This window comes from Streptomyces sp. NPDC057136, from assembly GCF_042670885.1.
GTDB lineage: Bacteria > Actinomycetota > Actinomycetes > Streptomycetales > Streptomycetaceae > Streptomyces.
The window spans coordinates 1-4382 of the sequence record NZ_JBHUUV010000089.1 but is presented as its reverse complement, the minus strand read 5'-3'; the positions used below and the strand labels follow the sequence as shown (position 1 = coordinate 4382).

The 4382-nt window shown below is 68.2% G+C and carries 1 protein-coding gene; it reads left to right on the top strand.

Translation table 11 applies throughout. The annotated features are described in order from the left end of the window. Positions 1–51: 51 nt before the first annotated feature. Positions 52–4382 (top strand): amino acid adenylation domain-containing protein (locus tag ACFT7S_RS38510; protein ID WP_382741182.1); only part of this gene is annotated, 4331 nt, incomplete at its 3' end.

Here is a 4382-nt window from a genome sequence, read left to right as displayed (position 1 = left end):
GGCGACCGGGTGCGGTGGCTGGGTGATGGCCGGCTGGAGTTTGTGGGGCGGGTGGATACGCAGATCAAGGTGCGTGGTTTCCGTATCGAGCCGGGCGAGGTGGAGGCGGCTCTGACCGGGCATGCGCAGGTCCGCTCCGCGGTGGTGACAGCGAGCGGGGATGGGTCGGAGCGCCGTCTGGTGGCGTATCTGGTCCCGGATGGTCAGGACGTGGGCATACCCACGGTCGGGGAGTTGCGTGGGTTCCTGGGTGGGCGGTTGCCGGAATACATGGTTCCGTCGGTGTTCGTCGAGCTGAGCGAGCTCCCGCTGACCGCGAACGGCAAACTCAACCACGCCGCACTGCCGGCTCCCGACAGCGTGCTTCAGGACCAGTCGGGATTTGTTGCACCGCGTACCGAGGTGGAGCGGATTCTGGCCGAGGTGTGGGCGCAGGTTCTCGACGCCGAACAGATAGGTGTCGAGGACAACTTCTTCGAACTGGGTGGGCACTCCCTCCTTGCCACCCAGGTGATCTCTCGTATCCGCGAGGTGTTCGGCGTCGAGGTGCCGCTGTCGGCACTCTTCGACGAGCCGACTGTGCGGGAGCTCGCCGCGGTGATCGAGGGTGCCGGTACCGCCGTCGTGGCTCCTCCGGTGGTGGCGGTCGACCGGGACCACGCGCTGCCGCTGTCCTTCGGCCAGCAACGGCTGTGGTTCCTCGACCAGTTGGAGCCGGGATCGTCCGAGTACAACCTGTCGACATCCGTGCGCTGGGACGGGGACTTGGATGTGGCCGCTCTGCGTGCGGCGTTGGGTGGTGTGGTGGCGCGGCACGAGGTGCTGCGGACGCGTCTGGTGGCGGGTGCGGATGGTGTGGCTCATCAGGTGATTGACGAGCCGGCGCCCTTCGACCTGCCGGTGGTGGATGTGCCGGCCGGAGTGGATCCGGTGGTGGCGGTCCGGGCCGTCGTGGCGGCGGATGCGCAGGTCCCGTTCGATCTGGCGCGCGGGCCGCTGCTTCGTGCCACGCTGATCAAGGTTGCCGTGCACGAGCATGTGCTGGCGTTGTCCATGCATCACGTGGTGTCGGACGAGTGGTCGGGCCGGATTCTGCGGCGCGAGCTTGCGGCCCTTTACGAGGCATTCCGCACCGGCGAGGCGGACCCGCTGTCGCCGCTGGAGGTGCAGTACGCCGACTTCGCCGTCTGGCAGCGCGAATGGCTGACCGGCGACGTCCTCGACTCCCAACTCACCTACTGGCGCGACCAGCTGGGCGGGGTACCGACGCTCGAACTACCCACCGACCGGCCGCGCCCCGCAGTCCGGTCCACCGAGGGGGGATTTGTCGACTTCCGCGTGTCGGCACAGACGGCGCAGCGACTGCGGGCCATCTCCCGCGAGGGTGGCGCCACGATGTCGATGACGTTGCTGGCGGCGTTCAATGTTCTGCTTGGCCGGTATGCAGGCTCCGACGATGTGGTCGTGGGAACACCGGTGGCGAACCGGAACCGGGCCGAGACCGAGGGCCTGATCGGCTTCTTCGTCAACACACTCGTGATGCGAACCGACCTGTCCGGCGGCCCTACGTTCACCGAACTGCTGGGGCGCGTACGAGAAATGGCGCTGGGCGCCTACGCCCACCAGGACCTGCCGTTCGAGCAGCTGGTGGACGAACTCGTCACGGAACGCGACCGCTCACGCAGCCCGCTGTTCCAAGTCCTCTTCGACTACGACAATGGGCAGTCCGGCGCCGCCGACGAAGCCGCCGCCCGCGAAACCGAGGTCTCTGCCGACCATCAGGAACCCGAGCCGGACGCGCTGCCCGTGAGGTTCGACCTGGTGGTCACGCTGGGAGCGTTCGGCGACGAACTTTCGGGAGAGTTCCAGTACAGCAGTGAGCTGTTCGACCCTGCCACGATCGAGCGGATGGCAGGCAACCTTGTCACACTCCTCGACGCCATTGCCGAGAACGCGGGCCGGCGCGTCGACGACCTGTCCGTGCTGACCGAGGCCGAGCAGGCCCACATGGTGCACGAGCGGAATGGCACCGCCGAGCCGCTGCCTGCGGTAGGCGGTGTGCATGAGCTGATCGCGGCACGGGCGGCCGAGCGCCCGGATGCGGTAGCGGTGGTGTGCGGTGAAGCATCCCTGGAGTACGGGGACCTGCAGGCGCGTGCGAACCGTCTTGCGCACTATCTACGCGGTGCCGGCGTCGGTTCGGAGTCGGTGGTGGCCCTGTGCCTGCCACGCGGTATCGACATGGTCGCGGCGGCGCTCGCGGTGTGGCAGGCGGGTGCCGCCTACCTGCCGCTCGACGCCGAATACCCTGTCGAACGGCTTGAGTTCATGCTTGCCGACAGCGGTGTGCAGGTGCTGGTGTGCGAAGGCTCGGCGGCCGAGGGCCTGTCGGCGGACACCGTGATTCGGCTGGACTCCCCGGCAGTGGTGCGTGCCCTGGCGGAACTGCCGTCGACAGCGCCTGAAGTGACGACGACAGCTGACCAGTTGGCGTATGTCATCTATACGTCGGGTTCGACCGGGCGGCCGAAGGGTGTGCAGGTCGCGCACGGTGGTGTGGTGAACCTGGCGTTGGCGCAGGCCCAGGTGTTTGGGGTCGGTGCGGGTGATGGGGTGTTGCAGTTCGCTCCGTTCGGCTTCGACGCGGCGGTTTCCGAGGTTGCGGTGACGTTGGCGGCGGGTGGCAGGTTGGTCGTGGCGACGGGGGAGGAGCGGGGTGAGCCTCGGGCGCTTGCCGCGTTGGTGCGGGAGCGGGAGGTGCGGGTGGCGACGTTGCCGCCGTCGCTCCTGGCTGTGCTGGACCCGGCTGACCTTGCCGGTCTGAGGACGCTGGTGACGGCGGGTGAGCGGCTGGAGGAGGCGACGGCCGCCGCGTGGCGGAGCGAGTACCGGCTGCTGAACGCGTACGGCCCGACCGAGGCCACGGTCTGCGCGAGCATCGCCGTCCTCGACCCGGATGGGCAGGGTGTTCCTTCGATCGGCACCCCGATGGCCAACACCCGCGTCTACGTCCTCGACGACCAGCTGCGCCCGGTCCCGATCGGTGTGGCCGGTGAGCTGTACATCGCCGGTACCGGTGTGGCACGCGGCTACCGTGACCGGCCGGCCCTGAGCGCCGAGCGATTCGTCGCGGACCCCTTCGCCGGGGGCAGCACGCGCATGTACCGCTCCGGCGACCGGGTGCGCGCGCTGCCGGGTGGGGATCTGGAGTTCCTGGGTCGCGCAGATGACCAGGTGAAGGTGCGTGGGTTCCGGATCGAGCCGGGCGAGATCGTAACGGCGCTGGCCGCTCACCCTGGCGTGCGCACTGCCGTGGTGACCACCTTTGGGGCCGGGAGCGAGCAGCGTCTCGTGGCCTATGTGGTTCCTGAGGACCAGGCCGAGGGCATCCCTGCCGTCGGCGATCTGCGGGATCACTTGCAGCTGTCCCTTCCTGCCTTCATGGTCCCGTCGGCCTTCGTGGAGCTTGCGGCGCTGCCGCTGACCCCGAACGGCAAGGTTGACCGTTCTGCGCTGCCCGAGCCGGACGGGGCACGTGTGGGCTCGGCGGGGGAGTTTGTTGCGCCGCGTTCTGAGGTTGAGCGGGTGTTGGCGGAGGTGTGGGCGCAGGTTCTGGGTGTGGAGCGGGTCGGGGTCGAGGACAACTTCTTCGAGCTGGGCGGTGACTCGATTGTGAGTATCCGTGTGGTGGCCCGGGCGCGGGAGCTGGGTGTTCATGTGACGGTGGCGCAGCTGTTCGATCACCAGACGGTGGCGGGTCTGGCGTCGGTGGCGGCGGGTGAGAGTGCGGCTGATGCCGAGCAGGGTCTGGTGGTGGGGGACTTCCCGTTGGCTCCGATCCAGCGGTGGTTCCTTGGGCGGGAGATGCCGCAGGCGTGGCATTTCAATCAGTCGACGGTCCTGGAGGTGGATGGGCGCGTTGATCCTGATCTGCTGCGGGTGGCGGTGCGTGCGCTGGTTGAGCAGCACGACGCGCTGCGTTCGCGTTTTGTGCAGGAGGGCGGGGAGTGGGTCGGGCGTCTGGTGGCTGCCGAGGCGGCCGATCTGGTGTCGGTGATCGATGCCGCAGATGTGGCTGGTGCGGATGAGGCGGCGTTCCTTGAGGCGCGTGCCACAGAGGTGCAAGCCAGTCTCGACCTGCACGAGGGGCCGCTGGTGAGGGTTGCCCTCTTTGAGCGCGGTGAACGCAGCCAGTTGGTTCTGGTGGTGGTGCATCACCTGGTGGTGGATGCGGTCTCCTGGCCCGTACTGCTCGAAGACCTGGCTTCGGCGTATTTGCAGGTCGAGCAAGGTTCGTCGGTAGTGGAGTTGGCTTCGAAGACGTCGTCGTTCATGGCGTGGGCTCAGCGTCTGGCTGAGTTGGCGGTGTCGCCGGAGTTGGC